Raw genomic sequence first — 16,907 nt, forward strand, 5'->3', positions numbered from 1 at the left:
GGAAAGAGAAATAGAGGCTGCCATGTACCCCCGAGGCAACGGAAGTACATGGCAGGTACTGCTAGCAGGGTGGGTCAGACGATGGCCTTATTCCTCCATCGTTTCCGAACTGGCTACCTGACCGTCCTGCACGGGCTCACTGCTACGTGATTGTTTACCGCTTGCGCTGTTTGGTCCTCGGAAAGTAGCGGGCGTGATGCGTCGACGATCAATGGACAGATCAAACACATCGAAGCGGTTGTAGTAGCCCACAATGTCGTGGAACTGCTTGGGTTCCACGCAGGCGTTCAAATCAAAAGTGGCATAGGCAATCCCTTCTTCATTTTGCAGAAAGTCGCCTACGGATGCGCCGGTGGGGTCCAGGAACTGGGTTGCCGCGCGCGGGGTGTTTTCCAGCACTTCGCGCGCCTGGGCATCCCCGCCTTCGGTCAGGGCATCAAGCATGGCCTGGTCCATGAAACCGGCATTCAGAATGCCGAAGACTTTGGACTCAAAAGAGTGGCCGCCTGCTCGTATTTTGTTGGCTGCCACATTGTCAAAGTTCTGGCCGGATTTGGGCATGCGGGTCGGCCAGATAGCCGGCCAGGCGGAGATGTGAATCTGCTCGCCCTGGGCCGCCAGTGAGTAGCGGGCCAGCGGGTTGGTGTTCTCCCCGCAGATCAGGGCACCGATGCGGCCAATGCGGGTTTGGCACACGCGCAGACCATGGCCATCGCCCGGAGCCCAGACCATTTTTTCGTAGAAGGTGGGCACCAGTTTACGGTGGTGATTCAGGATGGAACCATCATCGCCAATGATCACATTGGAATTCCAGATGCAGCCTACGCTGGCCTCGGTGCTTTCGCTAAAACCCAGGGACACAAAGATGCCATTGCGCTTGGCAGCGGCACGAATCTGGGCGATTTCCGGGCCATCAATATGGATGCTGTTGGCTGCCATTTTCTTGAACCAGTCGTGGTTGTAAATGGGCGCCCACAGCGCGGCCCAGACTGGAAAACCGGGGATGAAGGCTTCGGGAAAGGTGATCAGCTCGGCACCGTGGCGGGCGGCCTCGTCAATAATGGCAACGGCCTTGCGTACCGAGGCGGACGCGTCCATGTAAACAGAGGCAATATGTGCCGCGGCAACTTGAGTGATTGGAAGTGACATGGTGTGTTTCTCTCTACGTTTAGTGAACCGTGGCCTTGGCCACACCTAATCCGGTTTCCCGGCGAACCGACATCTCTACCCACCTGGATTCCGACAGGGCGCTGCGGGTGAACAGCGAGAACAGAATCACCAGTAAAAAGCCCAGTGGAATGGAGATAATTCCGGGATTGCGCAAGCTGATCAGGGGCTTGGACAGGCCCACCACGCTGCTTGCATCGGCAGGAATGGCATCTGCCGTGGCCTGGGCTGCGTTGCGTTCAGTGACCAGCTTGTCGCGCAGGGCAGGGTCGCTTGCCGTGTTCAGCTTTTGATTGACGGTGGTGACAGTGGCCAGTGCCGCTTCTTTTTGCAGCAGCGGGTAGCTCATGTTGGGCGATACCAGCACCAGCCCGATGGACAGGATCGTTCCGCCTACTACACCCGCCACCACACCGGCGGTATTGCAGCGTTTCCAGTACAAGGTGCAGACCAGCGCTGGCAGGTTGGCCGATGCGGCAACGGCATAGCCCAGGCCCACCAGATGCGCCACGTTCTGTCCCTTGGCCGCAATACCGGCAGCGATGGAAATCACCGCCATCAGCAAGGTGGCGATACGCGCTGCAATGACCTGTTCGCGCTCGGTGCCTGCACCGTTGCGAATTGCGCCGATATACACGTCATGGGCCAGCGAGGAAGCCGCGGCCAGTGTCAGGCCGGCCACCACCGCCACAATCGTGGCAAAGGACACGGCAGCCACCACGGCCAGCATGAAGTTGCCCATCATGCTCTCCGGCCCCCCACCCAACAGTTGCGCCAGCATGGGCGCGGCCAGATTGCCGCCCTTGTCCAGGCCCAGAATCGCGCTGGGGCTGACATTCAGTGCGGCAGAAAAGCCGATCACCACAATGAACAGATGGCACAGGCCGATGGCAAACATGGCGTACAGTGCCGATTTGCGGGCGGCTTGCGCATGTGGCACAGTGAAAAAGCGCATCAGGATATGTGGCATTGCGGCGGTTCCCAGCACCAGTGCCATACCCAGCGAAATCTGTTCGACCGGGTTTTTCAGATACAGGCCCGGTTCCAGAAAGCGCTGTCCGGCTTCGGCCACACCCAGCGAAGATTGCCCCAGGAAATTGATCACATGATTCTGGATGGCGGGGCTGGAAATGACCGAGCCAAAAAACGCTTCCACGTTAAAGCCGTAGGGCGCCCAGGACAGAATCACCAGCACGAAGCAGAAACTGATCAGCAGACCAGCCTTGAGCACTTGCACTGAGGTAGTGGCACGCATGCCACCAAATAACACGTAAATCAGCATCATCAGGCCGACGATGCCAACAGAAACCTCATAGGGAATCCCGATCAGCGCCCGGATAATCACGGCACCGCCCACAATCTGCGGGACCATGTAAAACAGCGCGACCAGAATGCTGGACCCGGCCACAACCAGCTTGGTGGCACGGAAGTTGTTTCGATAGGACAGCACATCGCCCAGCGTGTAGCGACCCAGATTCCGGCAAGGTTCGGCCACCAGAATCAGCACTGGAATGAAGGATACGAAAAAGCCCACCAGATAGCTGATACCGTCCAGACCATATATCGCGATCAGCCCGGAAACGCCCAAAAACGCGGCGGCTGAGAGGTAATCCCCGGCAATGGCCAGTCCATTAAAACGGGCGCTGATACCGCCGCCCGCCGTGTAGAAGTCGCTGGCAGTGGCGTTGCGGCGTGCCGCCAGAAAGGTGATGCCCAGCGTGAACAAGAACAAGAAGGCGAATACTGAAAACGTCAGCACCCTGTTGCCTTCATTAACCAAGGTGCTTTCCTGTGCGAGCGCAGCTTCGCTGACAGCCATCAAGGCTGTCGCAAATACTATTTTTTTCATGATGAGCCCCTTAAACGGTCGCGGAGCGCATTGAGAACTGCTGGGATTCTTCTTGTGTTAACTGCTGCACCATCTTGTCCAGGTGACGCAACTGGACGGCATAGCGCCAGGCCACGGCACCCCCCACCAGATACTGGGCGATCAGATACCAGAGCCCGAAATTGGTGGAGTTGCTCAGTTTCAGACGAAAAAGCTCGGGGCTAAGACTGGAAAGAATGGGAACCAGAAAAAAGAAGGCCATGCTGACAAACAACAACCGCAGCACCACGCCTCTTCGCTTGCGTACCAGATCCTGGAATTGAGGCTTTGCGTACAGCGCCTCATAAACCTGGGCAGAGATATCCGCCATGTTTGTCTCCTTTTTTGATTGGATTTGTATTTGCCATTCTTAAGAAGAAGGGCGCGATAGGAAAGCGCCAATGTTGCAAACCCTCTTGCAAATTTGCAGGATGAGGTGGGATGCCACACCGCAGGGACTTTTCTATATCTAAATGAGAATTATTGTTAATATGCTCGCTTCATTCGACATCCGTCTCTTGTATTTGCCATGTCCCGCCGCCCCACGTCCAAGAAAGGCTGGCTCGCTCATTACAGCGGGCTGATCGGCTCGTGGGCCAAGCGCAGCTCTTTGCCGCAGGACGCGGAAGATGCCGCGCAGGACTCCATTGAAGGCTTGCTGCGCGGCGAACATGCTGCGGCACTGAATCAAAAAGCCTATCTGTATCGCAGTGCGCAAAATCAGCTGATCAGTGAAATCCGCCGCCAGTCGCGTCATGACGTGGTGCCCTTGCATGATTTGCGCGAGGATGAGCACCCGGTTGATCCGGGCCCGGAAAGTGATCTGCGCATGGAGCAGCTCAGCCAGGCGTTGCGAGATGCCTTGCAGGAGCTGCCCTTGAAGTGCCAGCAAGTGTTTTTGTGGAACAAAATAGAGGGCTACACGCAAAAGGAAATTGCAGAGCAGCTGGGTCTAACGTCCAGCTCGGTGGAAAAATACATGAAGCGGGCATTGCGGCATCTTCAGAAAAAGTTACAAAACTATGCCCCTCATTGATTCCGGATTTCCTTATGCATAAACGTCTTATCAGTGAAGGGCACGGTTTTGTGCCCTGTGTCCCTGGCGACGCGAGCCATGCCTAAAAACGACAATCCCACCCCCTCTTATCTGCCCCAAGAGCAAGCGCTGGACTGGTTTTCCAGAGAGCAGCTCGGTGAGCTGACGCCGCAGGAGCAGCGTGAGCGGGATGCGTGGTTGGCGCAGGATCCGGCCAATGAGCGGGAGTACCGTTCCTTGCAGCAGGTCTGGCAGGTGGCGGACCATCTGCCCATGGACGAGATGCGGGAGATCATGAATCGTCCGGCGCAAGAGGTGCCTGACTTCGCGCGTCGACGCTGGGTGATGGGTACAGGGGTGACGCTTGCAACGGTGGCCGCCGGGGCCTGGTTCAGTCGTTCGATGTGGGCCGAAACGCCTGTGTTTACCCAGCGCCTGTTGACCGCACGCGGCGAGCGCAAGCGGCTGGAGTTGCCGGATGGTTCGCGTCTGGATTTGAATACGGACACGGAGGTGAACATCGCGTTTTACGCGTCGCGCCGAAACGTGGAGCTGCTGCGGGGCGAGGCCCTGTTTGCGGTGCAGTCCGACAAGAATCGCCCCTTTTCCGTAGACGCGGGTCAGGCGCAGGTGCTGGTTACTGGGACGCAGTTCAATGTGCGTCGAGAGGCGGAGAGTGTCGCCGTGGCTGTGCGCGAGGGCTCGGTGCAGCTTTCCACAGGCCCGTGGTGGCGCCGGGACCGGGCGATGTTATCGGCTGGGCAGGTATCCAGCGCGGTAAACAACAAGGTGATGCCTTTAGCTCAGGAGCGTGTGGAAGCGATTATGGCCTGGCAAGAGGGGCGCATCGTGTTCCGTGATGTGCCTTTGACGACGGTGGCACAGGAGCTGAGCCGCTATCTGGAACACCCCTTGCGGGTGACAGACTCACAGATCACCAAGTTGCGCATTTCGGGCACATTGAGTATTGAGGAACCAGCAGCGGCGCTGGATATCCTGCCGGACATCGCGCCAGTACGGGTGGTGCGACAAGCGGATGGCAGCGCTTTGTTGATGGCGCGTTAAGGTTACGGCTCGTTTTGCGTTTGGCAGCAAGCAATAAGCCACGAACCGTGAAGTGCGAATGGTGAACAGCGATTCGAAGACGAACGATGCTGTGCTGTCGAGTTCCGTTGCCAAGCAAGTCGTGCACCACTATTGATACATCTTGTATCAAAAAGAGCAGTGAGAATCATTCCGGAAAATTTTTCGCTACGGCGTCTTACTTATGGGGGCCTGCTTTCCAGATCGGAAACAGGCTAGCCCATAGCCTTGGCCAAGGGCGTCTGCGCACCATGCGCGTACTTATTTTTTGGAACTCTGTTCATGCTGGACACGCAAGCAATACCCGCCGCCGCGCGTCGGGGTACGACATCGATTGGTCTTAACGCCCTCGCACTTTCCCTTTTTCTGGCTATTGGTCTGTACGCACCCCATGCCTGGGCGCAGGAAACGCCGGTGGCGATCAGCATTGCCGCACAACCCTTGGAGGCCGCGCTGGAAAAGCTAGGTGCACAGGCCGGGTTGCAGATTTTCTATCTGCCTGACGCGGTTAAAGGGATTGCGGCTCCCCCTGTGTCCGGCAGTCTCACGGCAGATCAGGCCTTAAGTCGCTTGCTGGCAGGCACGGGTCTGGAATTTCGACGTAAGGGCAAGAATGTGTCCCTGACCCGCCCGGTGCAGGGCGAGACGACGCAGCTGGCTCCGGTTCGTGTGGTGGGGCGTGATCTGTCTACTGAAGGCTCGGGCTCCTATGCCGTTCAGGCGACCACGGCGGCAACAGGTTTGCGTCTGTCACCACGCGAGACCCCGCAGTCCGTCAGTGTGATTACACGCCAGCAGATGGAAGATATGAATTTGACCACGCTGGGCGAGAGCTTTAAGACCGTCACGGGGATTGCAACGTCCATGTCGGATATTGACCGCACCGATATTCATTCGCGTGGTTTCTATATCGACACTTACCAATACGATGGGGTGTCTATTGCCACACAGAATGATTTCTTCGGAACTTCCAACTTTGATCCCATTCTGTACGACCGCATCGAGGTAGTGCGTGGTGCTACCGGCTTGATGACGGGGGCGGGCAATCCTGGGGCTTCGGTGAATATCGTGCGCAAACGCGCGACCAGCGATGTGTTTACCGGCACCGCCTCTGTTGGCATAGGCTCTTGGGATCATCACCGGGGCACGATTGATCTATCTACGCCCTTGAACAAGGACGGTACCGTGCGCGCCCGCGTGGCAGGGATGATGGAGGAGCGCGACTCGTATATCGACCGTTACCACACGCGCAATCGTGCCTGGTTAGCGACTGCGGAAGCGGATCTGACGCCTGACACGACTGTGCGGGTTGGAGTAGAGCATCAGGCCAAACGTCCGACGGGCGTGACCTGGGGCGGTCTGCCTACGCTGGATAACAAGGGCGGGGATCTGGATTGGCGTCGCTCTTTCAGTGTCGGTGCAGATTGGACACGCTGGGATACGACCAGCAATACCTTCTACGCAGGCATAGACCATCGCTTTTCCAATGGCTGGTCCTTGAAAGCCAATGTCAGCCGTCTGGAGAGCGAGTACGACTCCAAGCTGGTGTATTTGATGGGCCACCCTGATCCTGTCACCGGCTTGGGCATGACGTCCTTGCTGAACAACTCGCATCAGGAGTTCGATCAGAACAGCGCCTCGCTGGAACTGAGCGGGCCATTTAATGCCTTCGGCCAGGAGCATGAGGCTTTTGTGGGAGTGATGGGCAGCAAGTCCAACTACCGTTATGGCAACCACGCTCTGCAAGGCAATACGCCAGTGGGTAATGTCTTTGAATGGGACGGCTCCTATCCCGAGCCGGTATGGGGGAGTTTTCAGCCGTTGGGCGAACAGGAAACGCGCCAGAATGCGGTCTATGGCGCTCTGCGCCTGTCCTTGAGCGATTCCCTGAAGCTGATTGTGGGTGGTCGACAAACCAATTGGAAGCGCGAGTCCGGCAATGACACCATGAACCATCATGTATTCACGCCGTACGCTGGCCTGCTGTACGACTTCAACGATAACTTCACGGCTTATCTCAGCTACACGGATATCTTTCAGCCCCAGACCTATCGTGATGCCAGTGGCGGCTTTCTGGACCCGGTGCAGGGCAAGAGTTATGAGCTGGGTCTGAAATCCGAGCACTTTGATGGCAAGCTCAACACTTCGCTGGCATTGTTTCGTATCGAGCAGGACAATGTGGCCGAAAAAGACGGTGACAGGACTGTACCTGGCTCCAGCGATTTTGCTTATCGGGGGGCCAAGGGCGTGACCAGCGAGGGTTTCGAGCTACAGGCATCGGGTGAAATTCAACCTGGCTGGCAGGTGTCCGCAGGCTTTGCACGTAATCTGGTGCGCAATGCTGAGGGTGGTCCTTTTAAAACTTCTGAACCGCAGAACCTGATGCACTTGCAAACTTCCTATATCGTGCCGGGTACCGAAGGGAAGTTGACGGTAGGCGGCGGTGTGCAATGGCGCAGTCATGTTTATGTGGATAGAACTGTGGCGCCAAATCTTAGCGCACGACGCGAGCAAGGTTCCATTTTGCTGGCCAACTTGATGGCGCATTACCGCTTCTCGCCTAGCTTGTCGGCCCAGTTGAACGTGAATAATCTGTTCGACAAAAAGTATGTAGACCTGACGGAAGACTCTCAGGGCTTTTACGGTGCACCGCAGAAGATCATGCTGACGATGAAGTACCAGTTCTAAAACAAAAGCCCTGGTCTGATGCCAGGGCTTGATATTGCGAAGCAGAGGTTTGTGGAATCAGTCCTCTGCTTCCACCTCTTCCACGGACAGCAGTTCCTGATGGTCGAAGTACAGATGGGAGCTGATTACGGGCGAGGACTCGTCGGCCTGTGCACTTAGTTCCAGACAATCGCCGGACAGATAAAGATCAGTCAGCAGAGCGGGTTTGCCATTCATCCAGATTTTCCCGCTGACATCCTGATACCGCTGCTTGAGCTGCAAGCGGTAGTCCGTCCCGTCCAGACCTTCCCATTCCCATTCGCCTGCCACCTGCGCGGGCACAATCCATTTGTAGATTTTGATGCCGCCTACATGCAGGATCTCGTCGGCTTCCCAGTCTCCCATATCAAAGGCGTGCGACACAATGCGCGCACCGGGTCGCAGCTCCTGCAACAAGCGTGGGCGCAGGATGGCATTGATGGTGTCCATCAAGTACAGCGTCACGATGGTGGCCTGGCTGAAGTCTGCGGTAAACAGATCCTCTTCCACAAAGTCCACCAGATACTCCACGCCGGCATGGCCGGCTTGCTCCATGGCATCGGCAACGCGCAGCGGGTCCAGTTCGACGCCTATGCTGGTGCAGTGGTATTTTTTGGCGGCCGCAATAACAATGCGCCCATCGCCACAGCCCAGGTCATACAAGACGTCCTTGCGCCCGGTTTGAGCCAGTTGCAGCATGGTGTCGATGACGCGGTCGTCGCTGGGGACGAAGGGTACGTCCAGAAAAATGTCAGGTTCCACGATGGAATGGTCGTCAAGGTCTTTAATCAGGTCTTTGAACAATAGCGGTCCTTATCAATGGTGTTGGGCGAAAATTCGTTTAAATTCGGCTATCTATAGTTTAAACCACAGCAAAATAAGCCAAAATTCGCTTTTTGTGTCGATATGGACGATCATCAGTCTATGTCAGACTTATATGGCTCGACCTCATCCACGCCCGCCAAGTTAAAAACCCGTCTCCAGCATATACGAATCTCGCCCAGAGAATCGTTACGTATTCGTTCCTTGGCCGATCACATGCAATATGCTGACCCGTTGGGACATGCACAGTCTCTGGGCATAGGCCCGGCTGTCTGGCCCTTGTTCGGCCTGGTGTGGCCGTCCAGCATCCAGCTGGCGCGCAAATTGAAAAATCGCCCCATTCGGGCGGATGAAAGCATTCTGGAACTGGGCTGCGGATTGGGCCTGACCAGTCTGGTGATGCATAAACGTGGCGCGCAAATCCACGCCAGCGATTGCCATCCCATGGTGCCGCATTTCCTGAAGCTGAATCAGGCTTTGAATGGCTTGTCCGATCTGCCGTATGTCCATGCACAGTGGGGGGAGCAATCCTGCCCTGATTTGCTGGCTTCTTTGGGGCTGAAACCCGCCCGGCAGCGTTATGACCTGATCGTGGGCAGTGACCTGTTGTATGAAGGGAATACGCCCGCCCAATTAGCCCAACTGGTAGACCAGCGTGCGAAGAAGCAGGCCGAAGTCTGGGTGGTAGACCCGGACCGGGGGCATCGCAACAAATTTACTCAGGAAATGTCGCGCTACGGTTTTGAGCTGGTACGACAGGTCTGCTTGCGCGATCGCCCCATTTTGATGCCCGAAGGCAAGGAGGTGTCTTACAAGGGGCGTTGTTTGCAGTATCAGCGCAGTTAGAAAAAACACATCATCTCAGGCTTTTTTACCTGAGGGGCTGGAGTCAGTCAGCGCTAGCAGAAGCCCCACACAAATCGGACAGGGGACCGATTTGTGTGGGGCTTTTTTATATTCAAACAGGTTTGCTTGGGGCCGGCTGCTTTCTCAGGGATTAGGCGGCGCAAAAGGCGAGGGCGCTGATGGCCGTGGTGGTCGTTGCGGATAAGCCGAGGTCCCGAAGTTCGAGCCCATGCGATTGCTGCTTGTTGCCGGATTGACCAAACCCATCGCATTCGGGCCTTTCTGGATGATGGCTTCAGACCCTATTCCTGGCGCCCCGGGTGTTGTGCCTGCTTTGGGCTGCATTTGCTGGCTCAAGCAATCGTAGGACAGGGCCACCTGTCCATCCACTACTACACTGACACAGCCGGGAGACACATCGGACGGGGGCCTTTTTGCGCCTTCAGTCTGCGCGTTTTCCTGGGCCATGCTGCCTGCCTGAACCAAAAACAATAAGAAGAAAAGGAGAGGGCGCATAGGGCGGTGCCAATAAAAAGAAGTCACACCATAACGGCGTTCGGGTTCCACACACCCTAGCGCAAGCCTTCACTTTTCTGGGTGAAGTTTTCATGACAAAGGCGGCGTATTTTGCCGCTGTCATGGGGGCAGGCACATCGCGCCGTTGGGGACGAGTCCGCCTGTTTGGCCCCCGCCGCCCAGAAAGAATTATGAAGTTTTTGTTACAAACGAAAGTTTTCGATTTCTGCTGCGTCTAGATGTCAACGAGTCGCGCGGCGTGTCGTCCCAGCAGGGACACACCGACACAGCGCTCATCAGATTGAGGATCGGAAGCATCGTGATGCCAGCAGAAATTTCAGGGCGCAACGTCCGTTTGTCCGGGTGGAGGGGCCACCCCTTTTGTGCTGCGCCAGTGATGGCGCTGGCTTTGTTGCTGCCTCAGAGTGCCTTTGCGCAGGCTCAGGGCAAGGTCAACATCAATGAATACATTGTGCGTGGCAATACCGTGCTGGATGCCCGCAGCATTGAAAAAGCGGTCTACCCCTTTTTAGGCCCCGAGCGCAGCCTTGAGGATATTGAAAAAGCGCGCGACGCCTTGCAGGAAGTCTATAACGCGCAGGGCTATCAGTCGGTTTACGTGGACCTGCCCGAGCAGGCCGTGGCTGATGGCGTGGTGTTTTTCCAGGTCACGGAAACCAAGGTAGGCCGTGTGCGCGTGGTCGGTGCTGAACACTATTCGCCGCTGGCCATCCGTGACGGCGTGCCGTCCTTGCAAGAAGGTCAGGTGCCGGATTTCAGCAAGGCGCAGGCGGAACTGGCGGGGCTTAATCGCGGCGCCAGTCGCCAGGTTATGCCCATGGTGAAAGAGGGGCGTGTGCCCGGCACCATGGACGTGGATCTGCGCGTTGACGACAAAAGCCCCTGGAGTGCCAGTGTGGGCTTGAACAATGATTACAGCGCCGACACCAGCAAGTTGCGCGGCATGGTCACTCTTGGCCACGACAATCTTTGGCAAAGCGGCCATACCTTCTCCCTGACCTACTTCACAGCTCCGCGTGATATGCAGGATGCCAAGGTCTGGTCGGCGGCCTACACCATGCCTTTGTCCCCGCGCTGGAGCCTGGCGTTCTCTGGCTACAAGTCTGACAGCGACGTCTCGACTGTTGGCGGTACCAATGTGCTGGGCAAGGGCCAGTCTTACGGCATTCATGCCACCTATACCTTCCCGCAGTCCGGCTCCTGGTATCACACCGCCTCGATCGGCATGGACTACAAGGATTTTGAAGAACAAACCCGCTTTGGGGAGACCAGCGACCGCGTGCCGCTGACCTATCTGCCCTTCACGCTGGCCTATAACGGCTACCGCTACACCGAAGATTCGCAATCCAGTGTCGGCCTGACCTTGACGGGCGCCAGCCGTAGCCTGTTTGGCCTGAACAGCGAATGGGAAGAGTTCGACTACAAGCGCTGGATGGCCAGCCCCAGTTTCATGGTGTTCAAGGGCGATCTGAACCACACCGAAACTTTTGCCAAAGACTGGCAGGCCTATGGCCGAGTGGGCTTTCAGATTGGTTCAGGCGCTCTGGTTTCCAACGAACAATTTTCGGCCGGTGGCGCGACCAGCGTGCGCGGTTATCTGGCCGCTGAGCGCAGTGCAGACGATGGCTGGATGGCCAGCGTCGAACTGCGCACCCCCTCGCTGGCCCGCTGGATTGGCCCCTCGGTTAACGAGTGGCGCTTCTACGCCTTCAGCGACGTTGCACGTTTGCGCTTGCGTGACCCCTTGCCTGAGCAGGAGTCCAGCTTTCATCTGGCCAGTGTGGGCATCGGTACGCGTCTGCAAATGTTTGACTGGCTGTCCCTGCATGCCGACTGGGCTTATCCCCTGACCCAAGGCGTCAACACCGAACGACACGATCCGCGTGTGCACTTCAGCCTGCGCGCCTCCTTCTGACCCCCTTAGCCAGAACAATCTGCCTGATTTTGTTCCCGGAGTAATTCGATCATGAAACGCCTTCTTCTTTTGATGCTCGCCATGATGGTGGGCTGGCTACCCGCCGTGGCGCAGGCCTGGTGGCAGCCTGATTGGCAGTACCGCAAGCAAATCTCTGTTGATACTACGCCTGAAGGCGCGGCCATCAGCGAAAACGTAGGCCGCACCCCCTTGCTGGTGCGTCTGCATACTGGCAATTTTTCCTTTGATGGCACCAATGAAAATGGCTCGGACCTGCGCTTTGTGTCCGGTGATGATCAGACCGTGCTGAACCACCAGATCGAGAGCTTTGACCCCTTGATGGGCATGGCGCTGATCTGGGTGGATATTCCTGAGGTGATGGCCAGCCAGAAGCAGGATATCTGGATGTACTACGGCAACGAGAAAGCCCCGGTGGCTTCCAACGGCCAGATTACCTTCGATCCCAACTACACCCTGGTCTACCACTTTGATGGCGCCGCTGGTGCACCTTCGCGTGACAGTACGGCGTACACCAACCACGCTCAAACAGCCCCAGCGGGCGTGATTGACGGCGTGTCCGGACGTGCCGCCCAGTTTGTGGGTACAGCGCCCTTGATGCTGCCTGCCAGTCCTTCCCTGGCCGTGCCAGCAGCCGGTGCTTTTTCTTTCAGCGCCTGGGTGCGTGCAGATCAGCCCCAAGGCCAGCAATTGGTCTATGCCCGTCGTGATGGTGCCAACAGCTTTCTGATCGGTCTGGACCAGGGCGTGCCCTTTGTTGAGATCAATGGCCAACGCAGTCCTGCCGGTGCCCCCTTGTCGCCCAGCACCTGGCAGCACCTGGCCGTGACAGCCGATGGCAGCCAAGTGATTCTGTACGTCCAGGGCCGTGCCACGGCTTCCCTGAATGCCAGCCTGCCACCACTGAACACGGTTGCCGCTTTGGGTGGTGATGTCCCCGGAACCTTGCTGGCCGCGCCTGCTCCTGTGGCGGCTGAAGTAGTTGGCGCTGACGGTGCCACGCCCGGTGCAACTGCCTCTGCCGGTGCCGAGGCCACAGCGCCTGTCACCGCTCCAGTAGCTAACTATGCGCCCTTTGTTGGTGCGATTGACGAGCTGCGCTTGTCCAAGGTTGCCCGACCTGCTGCCCTGATTTACGCCGATGCACTGGCACAAGGAGCCGAGTCTCGCCTGATTGCGTACGGTGCGGATGAAGAGCAGTCCGGCTTCGGTTTCGGTGCTCTGGGCTTTCTGCTGAAAGCCGTCCCGATGGACGCCTGGATTGTGATCGCCGTGCTGGTATTCATGATGTTCCAGTCCTGGGTCATCATGTACCGCAAGAGCCGTCAGGTGGGCCGTGTGCAAGAAGCCAACCGTCAGTTCCGTGCTGCATTTGGTGAGTCCGGCGGCAAGCTGGATGCGGTACAGACCGACGCCAAGGCTGAACAGAACTTTGCTCATTCCTCTTTGTGGCGCCTGTACCGCATGGGGGTGAAAGAGCTCCACAACCGTCAGGCCCAAGGCATGAAGGCCTTGTCTCCCAACACCATCGAAGCCATCCGCGCTTCCATGGACGGTGTTCGTACACAAGAAAATCAGGCACTGGGTGCACGTCTGGGCATTTTGTCCAACGCGATTGCCGGTGGCCCTTATATCGGTCTGCTTGGCACGGTGCTGGGGATCATGGTGGTGTTCCTGGGAACTGCGATGGCAGGTGATGTGAACATCAATGCAATTGCTCCCGGTATGGCTGCTGCCTTGCTGGCGACTGCAATGGGTCTGTTCGTCGCGATTCCGGCCCTGTTTGGCTACAACCGCCTGATTGGCCGCAATAAAGACGTCAGCGCGGATATGCGTGTGTTTGTGGACGAGTTTGTGACTCGCCTGGCTGAAATCCATGGCCAGAACAGCGCGCCCGGCAAAACCAAACACGACAAGCACGAGGCGGCATTGGCTCAAGGCGCTGACCTTGATCTGGCCCACGCCCAGGCTGCTGGCTCGGCATAAGGAACGGACATGGCAGCCCTACGAGACGACGACGATGACGGCGCAGCTGTTGACGGCATCAACATTACTCCGCTGGTCGATGTGCTGATGGTGGTGCTGGTCATGTTCATCCTGACCGCCACCGCACAAATTTCCGGCATTCAGGTGAATTTGCCCAAGGCCAGTTCCACCGTGTCCCTGGTTCAACCCAAAACCAAAGCCATCTCCGTGAACGAAGCGGGCCAGGTGTTTCTGGATGCCTATCCGGTGACCCTGCCCGAGCTGGAAGACCGCTTGCGTACCGAGAAGGCCCTGAACCCGGATTTCCCGGTCATTGTGCGCGGCGACAGCATTGTGCAGTACCAGAAAGTGGTGGAAGTGCTGGATGTATTGCGGCGCTTGGAACTGTCCCAGGTCGGTCTGGTGACCGGCAAACCTCAGTAAGTTAATTGGTGTTCTAACGATGTTGCCAAACTCATCCAAACCGCAAGCCAACCAACGCGCACGCTGGCGTCGGCTGGCCATCAGGGTGCTGGTTGTGGTGCTGGTGGCGCTGCTGGGCTGGTGGGTCTGGAAATGGGCCAACGACATGGCAGGGATCAAGCGCCAGGTGCCCAAAGAGCCCATGTTGATTCCTTTGCCGCCACCGCCTCCTCCGCCGCCCGAACCCGAGCCGCCACCGGAGCCTGAAGAGCCCAAAGAAGAGGAAGTGGTCGAGCCGGAGCCTGAACCCGAGCCTACGCCGGTTGAAGAGCCCCAACCGCAGGATGAAGCGCCACCTACGCCATCGGACGATTTGTCAGACCCGATGCAGATGGACAGCGACGCCCAGGCCGGTACTGACAGTTTCAACATCAGTGCCGGACAGGGACGAGGCATGGGCGGCAGTGGCGGTGGCCGTGCAGGCAATGCCACCTATAGCCAGTACCTGGCCTATGCGCTGCAAAAAATCCTGCGTGAGGACAGCCGCACCCGCAACTTGGTCTACCGCGTTCAGGTGCAGTTGTGGTTGACCGAAGACGGGTCCATTACCCGTGTCGCCCTGGCGCAGTCCTCGGGCGATACCGAGATTGATGAGGCCTTGGTAGCTGCCTTGCGTGAAGTCGGGCGCTTGAGCGAGCGGCCACCGGCGTCGGTAAGCATGCCTATCCGAGCCCAGGTAACGGGTCGTAGGCCCAGTTGATTGTCTGCCTTTTTTGACCGAATGATTTGGAGTGCGCTTTTCATGAAAACCCATCCTAGTCGGCTGGCTTGCGCGGTGGCGCTGGCCTTGACCTGCACCGCTGGCCCTGTGCTGGCTCAGGCGCCATCCCAGAACGCCACCGTTAACCTGATTCGTCTGCTGGTGCAGCAAGGCGTCTTGCCCCAGGCTCAGGCCGATGCCCTGGTGGCTCAGGCCGAGGCGGAAGCGGCCCAGGCTCGTAAAGCCGATATTGGTGCAGCAGGTGCCGCCCAGGCCCGGCCAGGTGATGTGCGTGTCACGTACATCCCGGAGACGGTGCGTGAGCAGATCCGCGAAGAAGTGAAGAATGAAGTGATGTCGCAAGCCAAGGCCGAGAACTGGGCCCAGCCCAACACCTTCCCGGACTGGGTGTCGCGCATCACGGTTGAAGGCGATGTACGCGTGCGTAACGAGTCGCGCCTGATGGATGGCGCGAACAGTAACGAGTTGATCAACTTTGCGAAGTGGAACGACAACGGCCCCATTCCTACCGTGGTCGAAAACAAGCCCTATGGTTTGAAGATTCCTTATCTGAACAGTCGCCAGGATCGCCGCAACCTGTGGCGTATCCGTGCTCGTCTGGGTGTGAAAGCGACGCTGTCCGAGCGTTGGGGGGCTGGTATCCGCCTGGCCACGGGCAGCGATGACAATCCGGTGTCCACTTCCGATACGCTGGGCAACGGCATGGGCAAGAAGCACCTGTGGCTGGATCAGGCCTACTTGTCTTACCGTCCTACCGATTGGGCCACCATTGTGGCGGGTCGCGCCTCCAGTCCCTTTGATTCCACGGATCTGCTGTGGTCGTCTGACTTGAATGTCGATGGGATTTCTGCTGCCTTCAAGCACGCGATGTCGGATCGTCCAGTGACCGTCTTTGGCAATCTGGGTGCCTATGCGCTGGAATACGCCAACACGCCATGGGATCGCAACAGTCTGTCCGAAGGCTCCAGCGAAAACAAATGGCTGCTGGGTGCGCAGATCGGTGCTGAATGGAAGATCAACCAGCGCAACAATCTGCGCGGCAGCGTAGCGTACTACCACTTTGACAATATCGCCGGCCAGCGCTCCAGCGCGTGTACTTTGTACTCGTCCAGCGATGTGTGTGACACAGACTGGTCGCGTCCGGCCTTCATGCAAAAGGGCAATACCGTCTTCCTCTTGCGTGACATCCGTCAGTGGTCGGCAGACCCCAAGAACTGGAACGAATGGCAATACGTGGGCCTGGCCTCCAAGTTCAACTTGCTGGACGTGAACATGCGCTGGGATACCGAAGTCATGAATGGCTTGAACCTGCGTTTGGCCGGTAATTACGTGCGCAACCTGGCTTACGACAGCAACAAGATGGCGGATCGTGCCGGTGGTCTGCACAACATCGCCTCCAACGGCACATATGACGCCTCCGGCAACCCGACCGGCATCGAAAGCGGTGGCAATGCCTGGATGGTTCAAGCGACCTTGGGCAGTAGCCTGGGCTTGAAGGACAAGGGCGATTGGCTGGCTTTTGCGGGCTACAAGTACATCGAACCGGATGCCATGCCTGATGGCTATAACGACTCTTCCTTCCACTTGGGTGGCACCAATGCACGTGGCTACTTCCTGGGTGCAGGTTATGCCTTCGAGAAGAACGTAACCGGCCATCTGCGCTGGAGCAGCTCCAAGGAAGTCTATGGCGCACCGCTGTCTATCGACATCATCCAGCTTGAACTTAACGCCAGGTTCTAAG

Annotated in this window: 14 protein-coding genes; 9 read left to right on the forward strand and 5 right to left on the reverse strand. The window is 57.6% G+C overall.

Annotated elements, in window-relative coordinates; all coding sequences use genetic code 11:
- Positions 1–87: 87 nt before the first annotated feature.
- The 3 genes from M2Q46_RS14170 to M2Q46_RS14180 are packed head-to-tail and all read right to left on the reverse strand — an operon-like array spanning position 88 to position 3,365.
- Complete coding sequence (locus M2Q46_RS14170; protein WP_137430594.1) at positions 88–1,149, reverse strand: carbon-nitrogen hydrolase family protein; 1,062 nt, start codon at positions 1,147–1,149, stop codon at positions 88–90.
- 19 nt (positions 1,150–1,168) lie between these two features.
- Positions 1,169–3,016, reverse strand: coding sequence for a cation acetate symporter (locus tag M2Q46_RS14175; RefSeq protein ID WP_060185400.1), 1,848 nt, complete (start codon positions 3,014–3,016; stop codon positions 1,169–1,171).
- A 10-nt stretch (positions 3,017–3,026) separates the two neighbouring features.
- Positions 3,027–3,365: a DUF485 domain-containing protein gene (locus tag M2Q46_RS14180; protein WP_060185399.1), complete on the reverse strand. Its 339-nt coding sequence runs from the start codon at positions 3,363–3,365 to the stop codon at positions 3,027–3,029.
- A gap of 198 nt (positions 3,366–3,563) precedes the next feature.
- On the opposite strand from M2Q46_RS14180, the gene M2Q46_RS14185 reads away from it, so the two are divergent.
- The 3 genes from M2Q46_RS14185 (at position 3,564) to M2Q46_RS14195 (ending at position 7,841) form a co-directional block, all read left to right on the forward strand.
- Complete coding sequence (locus M2Q46_RS14185; protein WP_203145397.1) at positions 3,564–4,070, forward strand: RNA polymerase sigma factor; 507 nt, start codon at positions 3,564–3,566, stop codon at positions 4,068–4,070.
- Between the two features lie 78 nt (positions 4,071–4,148).
- Positions 4,149–5,135 carry a FecR domain-containing protein gene (locus M2Q46_RS14190; protein ID WP_203145398.1) on the forward strand — a complete coding sequence of 329 codons (987 nt, stop codon included), beginning with the start codon at positions 4,149–4,151 and terminating at the stop codon, positions 5,133–5,135.
- Between the two features lie 300 nt (positions 5,136–5,435).
- Entirely contained in the window at positions 5,436–7,841 is a 2,406-nt protein-coding gene (locus M2Q46_RS14195; RefSeq protein WP_302357508.1) for a TonB-dependent siderophore receptor, read from the forward strand.
- A 57-nt stretch (positions 7,842–7,898) separates the two neighbouring features.
- Here M2Q46_RS14195 and M2Q46_RS14200 read toward each other — a convergent pair whose 3' ends face one another.
- The gene (locus M2Q46_RS14200) at positions 7,899–8,663 is read right to left on the reverse strand and encodes a class I SAM-dependent methyltransferase (RefSeq protein WP_060185395.1); all 765 of its coding nucleotides are present in this window, start codon (positions 8,661–8,663) and stop codon (positions 7,899–7,901) included.
- Between the two features lie 120 nt (positions 8,664–8,783).
- On the opposite strand from M2Q46_RS14200, the gene M2Q46_RS14205 reads away from it, so the two are divergent.
- The gene (locus M2Q46_RS14205; RefSeq protein WP_051316297.1) at positions 8,784–9,527 is read left to right on the forward strand and encodes a methyltransferase; all 744 of its coding nucleotides are present in this window, start codon (positions 8,784–8,786) and stop codon (positions 9,525–9,527) included.
- Positions 9,528–9,671: 144 nt separating this feature from the next.
- Here the strand turns inward: M2Q46_RS14205 and M2Q46_RS14210 are convergent, their stop codons facing one another.
- On the reverse strand, positions 9,672–9,995 hold the full coding sequence (locus tag M2Q46_RS14210; protein WP_302357510.1) for a hypothetical protein: 324 nt from the start codon (positions 9,993–9,995) through the stop codon (positions 9,672–9,674).
- Positions 9,996–10,452: 457 nt separating this feature from the next.
- Here M2Q46_RS14210 and M2Q46_RS14215 point away from each other — a divergent pair, with 457 nt between their 5' ends.
- From M2Q46_RS14215 to M2Q46_RS14235, 5 genes are read left to right on the forward strand one after another with little or no spacing between them, the layout of a single operon-like run.
- On the forward strand, positions 10,453–11,979 hold the full coding sequence (locus M2Q46_RS14215; RefSeq protein ID WP_302357511.1) for a ShlB/FhaC/HecB family hemolysin secretion/activation protein: 1,527 nt from the start codon (positions 10,453–10,455) through the stop codon (positions 11,977–11,979).
- A 51-nt stretch (positions 11,980–12,030) separates the two neighbouring features.
- Positions 12,031–13,983, forward strand: a complete 1,953-nt coding sequence (locus M2Q46_RS14220; RefSeq protein ID WP_302357512.1) for a DUF2341 domain-containing protein — start codon at positions 12,031–12,033, stop codon at positions 13,981–13,983.
- 9 nt (positions 13,984–13,992) lie between these two features.
- Positions 13,993–14,406, forward strand: a complete 414-nt coding sequence (locus tag M2Q46_RS14225; protein ID WP_009461843.1) for a biopolymer transporter ExbD — start codon at positions 13,993–13,995, stop codon at positions 14,404–14,406.
- Positions 14,407–14,425: 19 nt separating this feature from the next.
- Positions 14,426–15,145, forward strand: coding sequence for a TonB family protein (locus tag M2Q46_RS14230; RefSeq protein ID WP_035270206.1), 720 nt, complete (start codon positions 14,426–14,428; stop codon positions 15,143–15,145).
- Between the two features lie 42 nt (positions 15,146–15,187).
- Positions 15,188–16,906 (forward strand): putative porin, encoded by a 1,719-nt coding sequence (locus M2Q46_RS14235; RefSeq protein WP_302357513.1) that lies wholly within the window; start codon positions 15,188–15,190, stop codon positions 16,904–16,906.
- Position 16,907: the final 1 nt, after the last annotated feature.

It is taken from the genome of Alcaligenes sp. YSL9 (genome assembly GCF_030515105.1).
GTDB lineage: Bacteria > Pseudomonadota > Gammaproteobacteria > Burkholderiales > Burkholderiaceae_B > Alcaligenes > Alcaligenes phenolicus.

Excerpts from the sequence above, each read along its gene's own strand:
- M2Q46_RS14235 (WP_302357513.1), top strand. The coding sequence starts at position 15,188 with ATGAAAACCCATCCTAGTCGGCTGGCTTGCGCGGTGGCGCTGGCCTTG.
- M2Q46_RS14230 (WP_035270206.1), top strand. The coding sequence starts at position 14,426 with ATGTTGCCAAACTCATCCAAACCGCAAGCCAACCAACGCGCACGCTGG.
- M2Q46_RS14195 (WP_302357508.1), top strand. The coding sequence starts at position 5,436 with ATGCTGGACACGCAAGCAATACCCGCCGCCGCGCGTCGGGGTACGACA.
- M2Q46_RS14220 (WP_302357512.1), top strand. The coding sequence starts at position 12,031 with ATGAAACGCCTTCTTCTTTTGATGCTCGCCATGATGGTGGGCTGGCTA.
- M2Q46_RS14180 (WP_060185399.1), bottom strand. The coding sequence starts at position 3,365 with ATGGCGGATATCTCTGCCCAGGTTTATGAGGCGCTGTACGCAAAGCCT.
- M2Q46_RS14185 (WP_203145397.1), top strand. The coding sequence starts at position 3,564 with ATGTCCCGCCGCCCCACGTCCAAGAAAGGCTGGCTCGCTCATTACAGC.
- M2Q46_RS14225 (WP_009461843.1), top strand. The coding sequence starts at position 13,993 with ATGGCAGCCCTACGAGACGACGACGATGACGGCGCAGCTGTTGACGGC.
- M2Q46_RS14170 (WP_137430594.1), bottom strand. The coding sequence starts at position 1,149 with ATGTCACTTCCAATCACTCAAGTTGCCGCGGCACATATTGCCTCTGTT.
- M2Q46_RS14175 (WP_060185400.1), bottom strand. The coding sequence starts at position 3,016 with ATGAAAAAAATAGTATTTGCGACAGCCTTGATGGCTGTCAGCGAAGCT.
- M2Q46_RS14210 (WP_302357510.1), bottom strand. The coding sequence starts at position 9,995 with ATGGCCCAGGAAAACGCGCAGACTGAAGGCGCAAAAAGGCCCCCGTCC.
- M2Q46_RS14205 (WP_051316297.1), top strand. The coding sequence starts at position 8,784 with ATGTCAGACTTATATGGCTCGACCTCATCCACGCCCGCCAAGTTAAAA.
- M2Q46_RS14190 (WP_203145398.1), top strand. The coding sequence starts at position 4,149 with ATGCCTAAAAACGACAATCCCACCCCCTCTTATCTGCCCCAAGAGCAA.